We start from the raw sequence: 14172 nt of genomic DNA on the forward strand, positions 1-14172 counted from the left end.
ATTATGAACGAGCTAGTGCTTGCCAATGATCATTGATCAGCCCCTCAATTGGCTGGTAATTGATTTTATAGGCCATTTTGCCGCTATTTTTAATGTAATAGCCGAGGTAAATGTAGGGCAACTTCAGTAGTTTGGCTTGCTCAATTTGCCAAAGGATGCTGTAGCTACCTAGGCTTGTCGATTGCTCGCTAGCATCATAAAAAGTGTAAACAGAAGAAATGCCTTGCTCTAATATGTCTATCATGCTGATCATGCGTAAGCGACCGGGATGGGCGTCGAGTGGACCATCTCGAAATTCTATTAAGCGAGAATTGACTCTGCTTTGCAATAAGAACTGAATATATTGATCCCGATCACCACTATCCATCTCGCTGCCGCTATGACGCTGTTGCTGGTAGCGATGGTATAGCTGATAGTGTTCTTCTTGGAAACCGAGATTTAGAGTGCGCACTTCTAAACCGCTATGTTTTTTAGTGGTGCGTCTTTGAGTGCGATTTGGTTTGAATTGATCAACCGCGATACGAGTAGATATACATTCCTTACAGGCATCACAGTAGGGTCTATATGTATGCAGTCCGCTGCGCCGGAAACCTGCATTGACTAGTTCACTGTAAATAGCCTCGTGAATAAGGTGTGAGGGTGTTGCAACTTGGGATCGGGCTTCCTTGCCAGGCAGATAGCTGCAAGGATAGGGTGCCGTTGCATAAAACTGGAGCGCAGTAAGAGGGAGTTCTTTTAACTTCGTCATAGCCAGAATCGGAGGATATCTTTATTGAAATTCCATGTTCTCGTTATATTAGTTTGATTTACTGCAAACTGCACATGCTCAAGAAACTGTCGACGAGAAATTGGCCTTGCTCCAAGTGACTTGAGGTGTTCTGTTTCTTGTTGGCAATCAATCCATTCAATTTGATTGCGAATGCACCAGGCACAAAGAGCAGCCAACGCTATTTTGGAGGCATTCGGTTTGCGGCTAAACATCGACTCCCCGAAGACCATCTCCCCAAATGAAACGCAATATAGACCGCCAATCAGGGCGCCATTTTCAACTACGGCGATGCTATGGGCATGCCCCCCTTGAAAAAGAGCTTCATAAGCGCTCGCAATTTCATGTGTAATCCATGTTCCATCTTGATGTTTGCGCTCAATCGTCGCGCAGGCACGTAAGACAGCACCAAAATCCTGATCTAACACTATCTGCTTGTTTTGATCATCCAGAAATTGATTGATCGTTTTTTGTAGGGAGGAGGAGCATTTAAAGGCACTTGCTTTGAGCACCATCCTTGGGTCAGGCGACCACCATAAAACCGGTTGGTTATCAGAATACCAAGGGAATATCCCCAATTTATAAGCCGATTCAAGCTGACCTGGGTATATCTGTTGGCTAACGGCAATTAAACCTGGCACACTGGAATCGGGGTCTGCCACCACCAGTGGATTTGGAAAAGGATCTTTAGCGCCTAGCCAGGAAATATTACTCATAGAGAAGCAGGCAATTAAATCCTCTCGCTCGGGTCGATATCACGGGTTCTTAAGGCAATCGGTGATGAATCATTGAATAAGCCCTTAGCTCGATCTTCGAAAAACCATATCAGTGTTTGTTTCACCGTCGGGAAGGCCAATTGATCCCAGGGAATTTCATTTTCACTAAATAATGCCACCTCTAGACTCTCTTCACCTGCACAAAAATCAGGATTAATCATCTGAGCCAAATAAAAAAGATGAACTTGTTCGGCGTGCGGTACATTAAGAAGGGAGAACAGTGGACCCATCTCAACAACTGCCCCCGCTTCTTCCATCGTTTCTCTTGCGGCACCGGCCGAAGTGCTTTCACCTAGCTCCATAAACCCTGCTGGTAAAGTCCAATAACCCAAACGGGGCTCTATGGCTCGTTTGCATAGCAAGACTTTATCGCCATACACCGAAATGCTGCCAACAACGTTACGCGGGTTTTGGTAGTGAATGCTGCCGCATGAATCGCAAACATGACGTAGCCTAGTGTCATCCGTTGGCACTTTAAGTGAGAGAGGGGCTGCGCAATCAGAGCAGTATTTCATTGGATCCTTATTTTATGTATGCAGTTAATGCACCGCGCAGAGAATTGGTTAACATAATCGCATCTGCCGATAAAACATCTTCGGGGGTAAAGTTTGCTTCTTTTGCATTCCACCTGGGATCACTTAGTATCCTTGATCGCATCGCTCCAGGCAAAACCCCGGCACCAATAGGGGGTGTTATCCATTCATTCTGATCGGCTAATTTAATAAAAATACTACTTCGGCCCCCTTCGGTGACAAAGCCGAGTTCATTGGTAAATAAGGCATCAAATCCGCCATGTACTTCTGCTGCAGACCATGCCTCATCATAAATTTTTCTGTGACTAATTTTGTGCCTAAGGAGGGGATTTTGAGACTGGACAATGGCAGATAAAGGATTTTTCAAGATATTTTTAGCCCAAAAGATTGCAACCTTAGTAGGCAGTTGTGCCAATAGGCCTTTGCTAATTGTTTGCTGCCCATCTGGTGATAGGTCTAAACGAATGCGATATTGATTGGAGGTATCTAAGGAGCTGATGACGCTTGAAATAAGACCTTTGGCCTTGATCAGATCAAAGGGGATATTTAAATATTCTGCTGAACGCGCCATCCGATCTAAATGACACTCTAAAGCTTGAACTAGACCGCTAGTAACTAAAATGGTCTCAAAGATTCCTGTGGGGCTTGGAAGATCAACTAAGAATGAAGATTTAATTCGACATTCTTCCCATTCATTTACGGGGTTTGATTCTATGGTGATACCAGCACCCACCCCCATAATTAAATCACTTGAATTGGATTGTGGTTGATGCTCCATTTCGATTGTCCGGATCGGAACACTGAATGCCAAATCACCATTTGGATCCATCCATCCCAGAGCGCCGCAGTAGTAGCCCCGTCTTTCGCTTTCCAATTCATTGATGATTTCCATACTACGTTTTTTTGGGGCACCCGTCACCGAACCACATGGAAATACTGCTTCTAGTATTTCCTGGAGGGATAGATTGGGTTTTGTAATAGCCTCGATGGTTGATGTCATCTGCAATACATCGCCGTGACGCCGAACATCAAAGAGGCTGGTTACCGATATTCCATTTGCTTGGGCTAATTGACTAAGGTCATTCCTTAGCAAATCAACAATCATGACATTCTCAGTTTGATTTTTTAAATCAGCAGATAAATGCTCAAGTGGTTGTAGTAAGGCGTTTGCCGTGCCTTTCATCGGCATCGCTCTTATCGTTTCACCTTCCTTTTGAATGAACAACTCTGGGGAGAGTGAAAGAATATATTGATTGTCATTTTCAATATATGCGCTAAATCGCACTGGCTGGCGCTCCCTTAAACGCCGGTAAAGGGCTATCGGCGATCCAAAAGCGTGCGCATGGATGCGATAAGTGTGATTTATTTGATAGGAATCACCAGCGCGCAAATAATCTAAGATGCGTTCAATGTCACTCTCAAATTGTTCAAATGAGAGGCTGTTATGAACATGACTCAAGCCGGCAACTTGGGCGTGCTCATCCAGATTTATAAAACGTGCCTCTAGCCATGCATCTACCTCAATTTTGCTTAGCTTTATGTATTCCTTAAAAGCCCAAGCTTGAATTAATGGTTGATAAGAGCGCTTGGCTGATAATCCCTTGAAATGATTACCCAATTCATAAGTAAATGCGGTGATGATGTATTCACCCCGATCTCGGGATGAGGAGATTTCAGCCAAGCATTGCTTAATTGCTGCATCAGTTTTTAGCGGGTCTTGTTGGCAATTTATCACCCATGAAGACAGGGGATTTTCATAAAGACGGCTCGTAGGATGGTTGATGGTGCTATCCGCATCATCGAGCAAAATCGTCAGAGCCATCTTATTCGATTTGGAGATGTTTTATTTCAAGATGGTGGCTGATTCAATGACTACCGGTGTAGTGGGTACATCATCTAAGCGGCCGCCACGTGGTGCGGGCGTCGACATTGTTGGAACCTTGCGAATCGCATCAATGGTTTGGGTACCCGAAATCACTTTGCCAAAAACAGTGTAACCGCCACCTCTTGGGTAATCTAAATTAAAGTTATCAGTAGTATTAATAAAAAACTGAGAAGTTGCAGAATTAATTGCAGCCGTTCTTGCCATTGCAATGGTGTATTTCTGATTTTTTAAACCATTTTGAGCCTCAGAAACAACGGGATCATTGGTTTTCTTTTGAGTCAAATCAGCCGTGAATCCACCGCCTTGAATCATGAAGCCATCGATGACGCGATGAAAGATCGTCCCGTTATAAAAACCACTTTTTACATAATCCAGGAAATTGGCGCTTGTTTTGGGCGCTAATTCAGGATCAAGCTCTACTACAAAATTTCCCATACTGGTTTTGAACTCAACTTTTGGGCCAGCAAAAGCAAAGCTACTGAACAGGCAACTTGCTATGATGAAAATACTAACTAATAATTTACGCATGTTATTTCCTTTGGATTAATGGATGTAATAAAAGAGTCTAAGCCCTAGTCAGCCCATTGGGCACATTAATGGCTTGAAGGTAGTGGGCCTCCGAAAACATACCTGGAGAGTGCAAATAATCCAAGGTCCAAGCAATCGTATCAACACCCCAGAAGCATTGGCCATCAACAACTAAAGACGGCACACCAAATGCACCCTCCTTTTTAGCCTCTTCTGTATTTGATATTAATTGCGCTTTAACTTCTAGGTTATCAGGCATAGATGTTAAGCCGGATAGTCCAAGGTGTTCGCAAAATTCTGCCCAGGATAAGTTGGGATCTTTGCCTTGCACCCATATGAAATCGAATGCTTTTTCAACCATTTCCCAATCAGCATGTTCTTGAACGAGAAGACGTTGGGCTGCAACGGTCATGAATGGATGATGTTGTGGAAATTGAAAAGGTATATTTAATTTATGCGCTAACCATACGCAGTATTTATAAAGGTGTAGGCGCTTTGCAGGAATTTCTGCTGGACCTTTATTTTCAGTTGATCGTAATAAGCCACCAAGCAAAACTGGAACTGGCTTGATTATTAAATCTTCTTCTAATAGGTGCCGTTCCTTTACATAGAAATAGGCAAACGGGGAAATAATGTCATAGTAAAAATGAGCTAATTTTTTATCTTTCATTTCTTTTTTGACTCCTCATCTAATTTTCTTAAGAAGGCCATTTTCTCTGAAATTTGACTCTCTAGGCCTCGATCGACGGGTTCATACCAATTAGGCTCCTTCATACCTTCAGGAAGGTAAGTTTCACCAGCAGCATAAGCATGAGGCTCATCATGTGCATAGCGATATTCTTTACCATGCCCTAGTTCTTTCAGGAGTTTAGTTGGCGCATTGCGCAGATGAGTGGGTACAGTTTGACTTTGATCGTTTGCAACATAGGCTCGTGCAGCGTTATAGGCCTTATAACTAGCATTACTCTTTGCGGCTACAGCAAGATAAATAACAGCCTGGCCTAAAGAGAGCTCACCCTCTGGTGAACCCAAACGTTCATAAGTCTGTGCGGCATCATTTGCCAATTGAATTGCCCGTGGGTCAGCCAGGCCAATATCTTCCCAGGCCATGCGAATAATTCTTCTCGCTAGATATCTGGGGTCGGCGCCGCCGTCTAGCATACGGCATAGCCAATACAGGGCAGCATCCGGGTTTGATCCGCGTACTGATTTATGAAGCGCAGATATTTGATCATAAAAATGATCACCACCTTTATCAAAACGGCGTGCTTGAATGCTTATGGCATTTTCAATAAATGCATGATCCACTTTTTTGGCAATACTATTGGATCCTAAAATCGCATTGCGGATTTGCTCAAGCAGATTTAGAAGGCGACGCGCATCTCCATCAGCATGTGAAATAAGTGTTTCAATGGCAGCATCCTCGAACTCTATGTCTGTTAACGCATATTGTTTTGCTCTAGTAAATAACAGTCGTAGCTCACCGTGATTTAAAGATTTCAGTACATATACTTGTGCGCGGGACAGAAGGGCGGAATTAACCTCAAAGGATGGATTTTCAGTAGTAGCCCCAATAAAAGTAAACAGGCCAGACTCTACATGTGGCAGTAGAGCATCTTGTTGGCTTTTATTAAAGCGATGGATTTCATCTACAAATAAGATAGTTTGTTTCCCGTGTTCAGCCATACTCTGCTGAGCCTGATCGATTGCCTCTCGAATTTCTTTCACGCCAGCAAGTACAGCTGATATGGCAATGAACTGGCGATCAAATGCCTTCGCCGATAAGCGTGCCAAAGTCGTTTTTCCAACACCAGGAGGGCCCCATAAAATCATGGAGTGTGGCTTGCCAGAGGCAAAGGTTAGATTGAGTGGTTTACCGTCCGCTAGTAAATGCGACTGGCCAATGACTTCAGCAATTGTTTTGGGGCGTAATGCTTCTGCCAAAGGAGGTGGGGGATTGCTGGCAAACAGACCGTTCATCAATGATTTATGCCTGCATAAAAATGATAACAACAGCTGCCCATAGAAGACATGCTACAGCGGTGTAAGTTAATCGTTTTCTAATTTGAATAAATGCAAGGCGGGCTGCATCATTTGAAAAATAATAAGCATAAGTATCGACATCAATATTGCGTTGAATCAACAGCATCGAGGCAAGAATCACCAATCCTACTGGGATGTATACATGTAAGGCGACCCACGCTACTAAGGCTGGGATAATACCCCAGATCCATGCATTGCGATTTTCCCAGCGATCGCTTGGCGGTGTTTTTCCAAGGGTATGTAAATTAGCGCCCCAATGGATAGCCCCTAAAAAGGAGGTGATCACAGCACCATAGCCTGCAAGGGATTCGGCGCTAAGGTAGTTGACTGGGGTGGGTGCAAGTTGCACCATCAACGCCAGGGCAATAAAGGGAATAATTCCAGCGTAAGCTAGATTGCGGAGGAGGGGCGGTAACGGATTCACAAAATTATTTTCTGCAGAGGGTTAAAAAGATGATTTTAGTGATCGTAGGTGTAAATACCTCGACCAGTTTTGCGACCGAGATAGCCTGCGGCAACCATTTCACGCAAGAGTGGGCAGGGCCGATATTTTGAGTCGCTAAAGTTTCCAAAATAGACCTCCATTACTGCAAGGCAGGTATCAAGTCCGATGAGATCTGCTAATGCTAGGGGGCCAATGGGCTGGTTGCAGCCTAGCTTCATACCGGCATCAATATCTTCAGGACTTGCTAGACCTTCAGATAAGACAAAAAAGGCCTCATTAATCATAGGCAATAAAATTCTATTGACCACGAAGCCAGGAGAATTTTTAACAGTGATGGGTTCTTTGCCAATGTACCTTGCCATTTCAATAATTGCCAAATGGGTTTGATCGCTGGTCTGCAAGCCGCGTATTACTTCGACTAAAGCCATCAATGCTGGAGGATTAAAAAAATGCATTCCAATAAATCGCTCTGGATGTGAATCTAATGCGGCTAACTTGGTAATGGAAAGGGATGATGTGTTAGTGGCAATGATTGTATTTTTGCTCACAATCTCATCCACTTGCTTTAAGATTTTTTCTTTGATTGCTTGATTTTCAGTGGCTGCTTCAATAACTAAATCAAGACCATTCAAATCTTGGTATGCTGTACTGACTTTAATTAAATTCAAGCAAGACACTTTGGCTTCGCTTGTCAATGAACCTTTCTTGACCAAGCGATCCAAACTGTTACCAATTTGCTCTAGGCCTCGATCGACGGCAGCTTGATTGATGTCAAGCATCACTACCTGAAGACCTGCTGCTGCACATACCTGAGCAATGCCATTGCCCATGGTGCCAGCGCCAATGACTCCAACTGATTGAATCTTCATACTATTTCCCCTGCCGAGATTGACTGAATCCAAATAAAAGTTCTTTGGCTTTTGCATCATGCAATGGCTGTCGAAGGCTAGCTAATACCTCAACACCGCGCCTAACAGCTGGACGATCACCGACATTTTCAAACCATTCCTTAAAATATGGGTAATCGTTTATCTCAATGCCTTGATTTTTCCAATTCCGAGTCCATGGAAAAATGGCAATATCCGCAATTGAATAGGTTTTACCAGCTATGTACCTATTATCTTTCAGTTGCTGGTTAAGTACGCCATAAATTCTTTTTGCTTCATTTGTGTAGCGATTGATGGCGTACTCAATCTTTTCTGGTGCATAGAGGCGGAAATGGTGGTTTTGACCGAGCATGGGGCCCAATCCACCCATCTGGAACATGAGCCATTGCAAAACCTCAAACTTGCCCCTGGTGCTTTTGGGTAGAAATTTTCCAGTTTTGGCTGCCAAATAGAGCAATATAGCCCCAGATTCAAACACACTGATTAATTTGCCATCCGGTCCATAGGGGTCAATGATGGCTGGAATTTTATTGTTGGGACTAAATGCTAAAAACTCAGGTTTAAATTGATCGCCAGCCCCAATATCTACGGGTATGGCCAACCAATCTCGCCCAAGTTGGTAGCCACACTCTTCCAGCATGATGTGTACTTTATGACCATTAGGTGTGGCCCAGCTATATACCTTGATAGGCTCTTTAGTTAAATTATTTTTTAGTGGTTTCATTTATTTTTAAATACCCTGTAATCGTTTGACGGCTTCACTTAAGGTACTCTCTTTTTTCGCAAAACAAAAACGAATTACTTTTGATTCTGTCTTGTCTTGATAAAAAGCAGAGACGGGTATGGCGGCAACCCCAATTTCAGTGGTTAACCAAATACAAAAATCTTCCTCATTCAAATTTGATTGCCAATTTTTTAGACCTGAGTAATCCACGCACTGAAAATAGGTGCCTGGTGTAGGCAATAATTTGAATTCAGTTTCAGCGAGGCCTTGCCTAAAGAAATCGCGCTTTGCTTGATAGAATCTAGGTAACTCTAGGTAATGCATTGGATTATTTAGATATCGTGCAATTCCATATTGCATTGGGGAATTCACTGTAAATACATTGAATTGATGCACTTTACGAAACTCGCTCATCATCGCCTGAGGTGCAGCAACATAACCGACTTTCCACCCAGTGACATGATACGTTTTGCCAAAACTAGAGATAACAAAACTGCGCTCCACTAATTCAGGGTGGGACGATATACTGCAATGGTTGGCGCCATCAAAAACCATGTGCTCATAAACTTCATCACTCAGTATGAGCGCATTTGAGTCTCTAACAATGTGTGCGAGCCGCTCTAGATCAGAATTGGTCCAGACAATACCGGTTGGATTATTGGGCGTATTGATGATCAATAAACGCGTTTTAGTATTAATAGCATTTTCAAGATCTACCCAAGGAATTTGATATGACTGAACAAACCCAGAATCATCACGCTGAACCTCGAGAGAAATTGCTACGGGAATACCTCCTGCCAACTCTATTGATGGTCGATAGCTATCGTAAGCTGGCTCGATAATAATGACTTCATCTCCTGGGCTGACACATGACAACACAGCAGTGAGGATGGCTTGTGTGCCACCTGCAGTAATCGTTATTTCATGGTCGGGGTGATATTGGTGTCCATGCAAATTTGCCAGCTTTTGGGTTATACCTTGGCGTAATTCTTCAATACCAATCATTGGTGGATACTGATTGTGGTTAGCCAGCATCGCATCATTGACCATTTGAATCAGGTCTGGATCACAAGAAAAATCTGGAAATCCTTGCCCCAGGTTAATTGCACTATGTTTTGCCGCTAAAGCAGACATGACTGTAAATATGGTGGTGCCAACATTGGGTAGGCGACTTGGAAATGTGGGGGTGGTGAGGCTCATGGGCTATTTATTACGGCTTTTATGAGTTGTCGCTAGAATGGTGGATATACATTCTTAAATTGTGCCATGTTGATCGTTCTTTCACCCGCTAAATCACTAAATTATGAAACACCGGTTGAGCTTAAAACCGCGACATTGCCAGACTTTGTCTCTGATTCGGCCAAGCTAATTGCCGATCTAAAGAAACTCTCGCCTCAAGCAGTTTCAGAGCTAATGGGTATTTCAGATCAGCTAGCAGTCTTAAATGTGGGGCGCTATCGTGACTGGTCAAAGAAATTCACTGCAGAAAATAGCAAGCCCGCAATCTATGCTTTCAATGGCGATGTTTATGATGGCTTTGACGTGCAATCTTTAATGACAAAGGATCTTGAATTTGCTCAAGAGCACATTCGAATTCTCTCTGGGCTTTATGGTGTTCTGCGTCCACTGGATTTAATGCAGCCTTACAGGCTCGAAATGGGCACTAGCTTTAAAAATATCCGAGGTAAAGATCTATATGCGTTTTGGAGTGATAGCGTAACCAAATCTCTCAATACGATTTTGGCTGCACAAAAAAAACCAGCATTATTGAATTTGGCATCCGAGGAATACTTTAAGGTTGTTAATCTCAAGGGTATAGCCTGTCCTGTAATTTCACCCATTTTTCAAGATGAAAAGGCGGGTAAGTACAAAATTATCTCTTTTTATGCAAAGAAGGCCCGGGGATTAATGGCACGTTTTGTAGTTGAAAATCGTTTGAAGGATGTGGCCGATATCACCCAATTTAATTTAGATGGCTATCGCTATTGCGCAGCGGAATCTAAGGACGGCAAACCGGTCTTTCGCCGCTCTGAGAGAAAATAATCATGGCAGTTCATCGCACTAAATCATCGCAACGTAGCTCGCCAGAGGTCGATAAGATTGTGTCTGACGCAATCTCTTTGGCTGCATCTGGCAGCCAGATTGAAGATCGATTTTGGGAGGCACGCTTGAACACGCGCTTGATGCGCTTACTAAAAAGCCAAAATCAAAATGTGATTGATGCTGCTCTAGATCAAACCTTTCGGATTAATACCGAAGCATTTGAGGTTCTTGCCGATATCGCTGAAACTCTGGCTGAATCATTAACCATGGAGAAGGATGGGCAATCTTGGGATGTTCTTTTGCTTGCTTTACCGGTGGTAGCGCATACTCGCTATCAAATTCCGTCAGGACCCTTACCAGTAAAGGCGGTTGAGGCTATCGCGATGGCTCTCCAAACTTCAATTGCTTCAATCGATACTCGGCTCGCTATCATTCCTTGGTTGTATAGCATTGATCAAATGCCTCATTCTCATTGTCAAACCCGCCTATTGACTGAGTCATTGGCTGCTGCTGCAATATCTGGTGAAGATATTAAGCTTGATTTAAAAGAGATGTCTGAAACAATTGCAGTTTTAGCTGATCCACGTTTCGTCATTGCAGCAATTTCGGCACCCAGTGGATCCCCAATATTTCGCTGGCAATCAGAGCCACCAATTAAGCAAGAGCGTGGAGTGAGCTTAATTAGCTGGCAAACAGCGCTAGCTGAAACGATGTCTTCATTGTTGCCTGGATGTGAGTTCGAATTAATTTTGCCGGAAGCCTATTTCACAAACTGTCGATTAGCTGATAAATATGTTCGTCCTTTAAGTATTCGTGCTGCCGCGAATTTTCTTGAGAGTACTTTGGGCGTTTTACCAGCGGGACTATCTTGTGTCGTTGCGGCTTTCGGTGAGGAGCAGGTAGATGAATATCGCATCTCCTTTAGTCTTAAAGGTTCGCCAGAGATTGTCTACGGCGTTATCTGGCCTTTATATGATCGTGAAAGCGTTGCGAATGATGCATTAAATGACATGTCAGATGATGAGAGTCCAATCAAGCGTATTTGTGATGCCTTGCATGATGCTGGCATTGAAGATGTGTTTCGCCACGCAATGTTATTTGATCCTGAGTTATGTGACGATTGTGGAGCGCCGTTATTTCCAGATCGATTGGGAGAGGCTGTTCATGCTGAATTGCCTGAGGATGCGCCTACACAGCAACCTTTATTTCATTAAATGGGTCTCTTTAGATTGAAAAAAAAGCCGAGGATCCCTCGGCTTTTTTAATTTCAATCAGCTTAACTTACTTAAAAGGTTCTGCATCTGCAAATAAATGCGGTAACTTGCCCGCTTTCATTTCTGCTGTTTGACAGAAATCAGCGAGGCGGGTGCCAGTTTTGATATTGAAGAGCATTGCTTTATTGCCTAAAACTACCAAATCATGTCCTGTACTTGAGTTCTTATAACGCAAACTTCCTGGCAGGGAGGTTTGACGGTCTAAGTCATAGGTACGTGACTCCCAAGTTAACTTAATTGACTCAGCACTTCCTGAGGTTTTAAATTGACGCCCTTCACTACATGTCCAGGTAAAAACTTCATCGCTAGCATTGGCATTGGAAATACCCACAATATTGACTAAGGACAAACCTACGATCAGAAGAATTTTCTTCATAAAATAATTTTCTTAAGCAAGAAGGTGTTTAACACCAGCTTGCTCTTCAAGTAATTCATTCAAAGTATGGTTCATGCGATCGCGTGAGAACTCGTCAATCTCAAGTCCTTCAACCATTTTGTATTCACCGTTTTCACATATCACGGGAAAGCCATAAATCACTTCTGCTGGAATACCGTATTCGCCTTTAGATGGGATGCCCATCGTGACCCATTTACCATTTGTGCCTAGGACCCAGTCATGAATGTGATCAATAGCAGCATTTGCAGCTGATGCTGCAGATGAAAGGCCGCGAGCTTCAATGATCGCTGCGCCACGCTTACCAACAGTAGGAATAAATACATCTTTATTCCATGCGGCATCGTTGATGCTATCTTTTACTGATTTGCCATCGATTGTTGCAAAGCGATAATCTGGATACATAGTGGGGCTATGGTTTCCCCAAACAACTAACTTTTCAATATCAGCAACGGGTTTGTTCAATTTGCCTGCCAACTGAGAGAGTGCGCGATTGTGATCTAAGCGTAACATCGCAGTAAAGTTTTTCGCAGGAATGTCTGGTGCTGATTTCATCGCAATGTACGCATTGGTGTTCGCAGGATTGCCAACTACCAACACTTTTACAGTACGTTTGGCAACCGCATTCAGGGCTTTGCCTTGAGCGGTAAAGATTTGCGCATTGGCAGACAATAAATCTTTGCGCTCCATGCCTGGGCCGCGTGGACGTGCACCAACTAAGAGTGCCACATCGATATCCTTAAACGCGGTCATTGGGTCGGAATGAGCGGTCATACCGGCAAGCAATGGGAATGCACAGTCTTCCAGCTCCATCATCACGCCTGCGAGGGCTTTTTGGGCTTTTTCATCTGGAATTTCTAGTAACTGAAGGATGACGGGCTGATCTTTGCCGAGCAAATCACCGTTGGCGATGCGAAAAAGGAGGGAATAACCGATTTGACCGGCTGCACCGGTTACAGCGACGCGCATTGGGGCTTTTGCCATTACTAAGAACTCCAGAGTGAGGTTAATCAATGAAAACTTTTCTATTATCCATTTATGTGAATGGATTTTCGAATTACACTGTCAATATGTCTTATATAAGACAACTGATCACAGTGAATTTTATCCAATAAAAAGCCCCTTGGAGTGAATTTGTCAAACATAGCGCTACCAGTTGCCTCATTTAGCCCGCTTTATCAGCAAATTAAGTCCATGATATTGGCCAGCCTTCAGGCATCAGAATGGCTTCCTGGGGAAGCCATACCGAGCGAAATTGAGCTGGCGACGCGTTATGCGGTTAGCCAAGGCACCGTTCGCAAGGCAATTGATGAGTTGGCGGCTGAAAATTTATTGGTAAGGCGCCAGGGTAAGGGCACTTTCGTGGCAACCCATCAAGAGGATGATTGGCAATATCGTTTTTTGAGATTGGAGCCTGATTCAGGAGAGAAAATCCACCTCAAAAATCAATTTTTGTCCTGTAAGAGCATCGATGCCTCAGATTTCGTTGCGCGCTTATTAAAGTTAAAGCAGGGTGAATCAGTTTTACAAATCGATCGCATCCAAACTTTTGCAGGTAAACCAGTTGTATTCGAGGAGATTTGGTTGCCGGAATCACGCTTTGCCGGCCTGAACCTAGAAGCCTTAAATACCTGGCCCGGCCCCATGTACGCGTTTTATGAGAGTCAATATGCGACCCATATGGTGCGAGCTGAGGAGAAAATTAAAGCCATTGCTGCCGACTCGATATTGGGCTCGCACCTCCATGTAGCCCAGGGCGCTCCCTTACTTTCTGTTGAGAGGGTGGCTTTTACCTACGGGAATAAACCAGTAGAAATTCGTTATGCTCGGTATGACACTATCGACCAGCACTATGTAAATAAATTGAATTGATC

The 14172-nt window shown here is 43.6% G+C and carries 16 protein-coding genes; 3 read left to right on the top strand and 13 right to left on the bottom strand.

Features of this window, described 5'->3' with window-relative positions:
* Nucleotide 1: 1 nt before the first annotated feature.
* Genes M2125_RS03860 through M2125_RS03910 form a run of 11 tightly spaced genes read right to left on the bottom strand, consistent with a single transcriptional unit; the run spans nt 2 to nt 9787 of the window.
* Nucleotides 2–748: an arginyltransferase gene (locus tag M2125_RS03860; RefSeq protein ID WP_277540999.1), complete on the bottom strand. Its 747-nt coding sequence runs from the start codon at nt 746–748 to the stop codon at nt 2–4.
* A complete protein-coding gene (aat, locus tag M2125_RS03865) occupies nt 745–1482 on the bottom strand; it encodes a leucyl/phenylalanyl-tRNA--protein transferase (protein WP_076023351.1) in 738 nt (245 codons plus the stop codon). Before aat ends, M2125_RS03860 begins: the two co-directional genes overlap by 4 nt.
* A gap of 14 nt (nt 1483–1496) precedes the next feature.
* On the bottom strand, nt 1497–2057 hold the full coding sequence (locus tag M2125_RS03870) for an NUDIX hydrolase (protein WP_076023352.1): 561 nt from the start codon (nt 2055–2057) through the stop codon (nt 1497–1499).
* A 7-nt stretch (nt 2058–2064) separates the two neighbouring features.
* Nucleotides 2065–3897 carry a bifunctional chorismate-binding protein/class IV aminotransferase gene (locus M2125_RS03875; protein WP_280742498.1) on the bottom strand — a complete coding sequence of 611 codons (1833 nt, stop codon included), beginning with the start codon at nt 3895–3897 and terminating at the stop codon, nt 2065–2067.
* Nucleotides 3898–3918: 21 nt separating this feature from the next.
* Nucleotides 3919–4488 (bottom strand): peptidylprolyl isomerase, encoded by a 570-nt coding sequence (locus M2125_RS03880; RefSeq protein ID WP_076023354.1) that lies wholly within the window; start codon nt 4486–4488, stop codon nt 3919–3921.
* Between the two features lie 37 nt (nt 4489–4525).
* Nucleotides 4526–5158, bottom strand: coding sequence for a 2-hydroxychromene-2-carboxylate isomerase (locus M2125_RS03885; RefSeq protein ID WP_280741511.1), 633 nt, complete (start codon nt 5156–5158; stop codon nt 4526–4528).
* The gene (locus M2125_RS03890; protein ID WP_076023356.1) at nt 5155–6468 is read right to left on the bottom strand and encodes a replication-associated recombination protein A; all 1314 of its coding nucleotides are present in this window, start codon (nt 6466–6468) and stop codon (nt 5155–5157) included. Before M2125_RS03890 ends, M2125_RS03885 begins: the two co-directional genes overlap by 4 nt.
* 7 nt (nt 6469–6475) lie before the next feature.
* Complete coding sequence (locus M2125_RS03895) at nt 6476–6955, bottom strand: DUF3429 domain-containing protein (protein ID WP_280742499.1); 480 nt, start codon at nt 6953–6955, stop codon at nt 6476–6478.
* A 35-nt stretch (nt 6956–6990) separates the two neighbouring features.
* On the bottom strand, nt 6991–7845 hold the full coding sequence (locus M2125_RS03900) for a 3-hydroxybutyryl-CoA dehydrogenase (RefSeq protein ID WP_076023358.1): 855 nt from the start codon (nt 7843–7845) through the stop codon (nt 6991–6993).
* Between the two features lies 1 nt (nt 7846).
* Nucleotides 7847–8587: a glutathione binding-like protein gene (locus M2125_RS03905; protein ID WP_277541014.1), complete on the bottom strand. Its 741-nt coding sequence runs from the start codon at nt 8585–8587 to the stop codon at nt 7847–7849.
* 6 nt (nt 8588–8593) lie between these two features.
* Nucleotides 8594–9787 (bottom strand): pyridoxal phosphate-dependent aminotransferase, encoded by a 1194-nt coding sequence (locus M2125_RS03910; RefSeq protein ID WP_076023360.1) that lies wholly within the window; start codon nt 9785–9787, stop codon nt 8594–8596.
* Between the two features lie 66 nt (nt 9788–9853).
* Here M2125_RS03910 and yaaA point away from each other — a divergent pair, with 66 nt between their 5' ends.
* Complete coding sequence (yaaA, locus tag M2125_RS03915) at nt 9854–10630, top strand: peroxide stress protein YaaA (protein ID WP_280742500.1); 777 nt, start codon at nt 9854–9856, stop codon at nt 10628–10630.
* A gap of 2 nt (nt 10631–10632) precedes the next feature.
* Nucleotides 10633–11844 carry a DUF2863 family protein gene (locus M2125_RS03920; RefSeq protein WP_076023362.1) on the top strand — a complete coding sequence of 404 codons (1212 nt, stop codon included), beginning with the start codon at nt 10633–10635 and terminating at the stop codon, nt 11842–11844.
* Nucleotides 11845–11911: 67 nt separating this feature from the next.
* Here M2125_RS03920 and M2125_RS03925 read toward each other — a convergent pair whose 3' ends face one another.
* A complete protein-coding gene (locus M2125_RS03925) occupies nt 11912–12280 on the bottom strand; it encodes a hypothetical protein (protein WP_076023363.1) in 369 nt (122 codons plus the stop codon).
* 12 nt (nt 12281–12292) lie between these two features.
* Entirely contained in the window at nt 12293–13282 is a 990-nt protein-coding gene (locus M2125_RS03930; RefSeq protein WP_076023364.1) for a malate dehydrogenase, read from the bottom strand.
* Between the two features lie 150 nt (nt 13283–13432).
* On the opposite strand from M2125_RS03930, the gene M2125_RS03935 reads away from it, so the two are divergent.
* Nucleotides 13433–14170, top strand: a complete 738-nt coding sequence (locus M2125_RS03935; protein WP_076023365.1) for a GntR family transcriptional regulator — start codon at nt 13433–13435, stop codon at nt 14168–14170.
* Nucleotides 14171–14172 lie beyond the last annotated feature (2 nt).

Origin of the sequence: Polynucleobacter sphagniphilus (assembly GCF_029892205.1) — a bacterium.
Lineage (GTDB): Bacteria > Pseudomonadota > Gammaproteobacteria > Burkholderiales > Burkholderiaceae > Polynucleobacter > Polynucleobacter sphagniphilus.